Source organism: Vibrio sp. Isolate33, from assembly GCF_022397895.1.
In the GTDB taxonomy this organism is placed as follows: domain Bacteria; phylum Pseudomonadota; class Gammaproteobacteria; order Enterobacterales; family Vibrionaceae; genus Vibrio; species Vibrio pomeroyi.
In genome coordinates, this window is the sequence record NZ_JAKEUP010000043.1 from 1 (window position 1) to 635 (window position 635).

Consider the following 635-nt stretch of genomic DNA (forward strand, 5'->3'; position numbering starts at 1 on the left):
ACCGCCCTTTCACGGCGGTAACAGGGGTTCGACTCCCCTACGGGATACCATTGGGTCGTTAGCTCAGTTGGTAGAGCAGTTGACTTTTAATCAATTGGTCGCAGGTTCGAATCCTGCACGACCCACCATTTCCTCCCAAGGAAATAAAAATATGGGGCTATAGCTCAGCTGGGAGAGCGCCTGCCTTGCACGCAGGAGGTCTGCGGTTCGATCCCGCATAGCTCCACCATTCCTTCCATAAGGAATTAAAACTTTTATGGGCGATTAGCTCAGTTGGGAGAGCACCTGCCTTACAAGCAGGGGGTCACTGGTTCGAGCCCGGTATCGCCCACCATCTTTAAGCATTCTTTTCGGAGAGTTTTTAAAAATGGGTTAAAAGTTTAATACTTTGAAACTCTTGCTCTTTAACAATTTGGAAAGCTGACTGATTGATTACTTACGAGTAATTCAATCAAATTTAAAAGTTCTCAATGTTTATCTTTTAGGTAAACACAACAAACACATTCAAGTGTCTTGTATTCGATTCAAATTCGTTTGAATCACATTGAGTCCGGCAAACAGTCATTGAGAATTAACCCTTCTTAATGACAACCAAAAACCTTGGTTAGTTGCCATACACTAAGACCCTTTCGGGT

3 tRNA genes are annotated in these 635 nt (G+C 43.6%); all 3 read left to right on the forward strand.

The features are described from left to right. Positions 1-52 precede the first annotated feature (52 nt). The 3 genes from L1D37_RS23915 (at position 53) to L1D37_RS23925 (ending at position 334) form a co-directional block, all read left to right on the forward strand. Positions 53-128: transfer RNA gene (locus tag L1D37_RS23915), tRNA-Lys, on the forward strand. Positions 129-153: 25 nt separating this feature from the next. Then, positions 154-229 (forward strand) — tRNA-Ala (locus L1D37_RS23920). Positions 230-258: 29 nt separating this feature from the next. After that, positions 259-334 (forward strand) — tRNA-Val (locus L1D37_RS23925). Positions 335-635 lie beyond the last annotated feature (301 nt).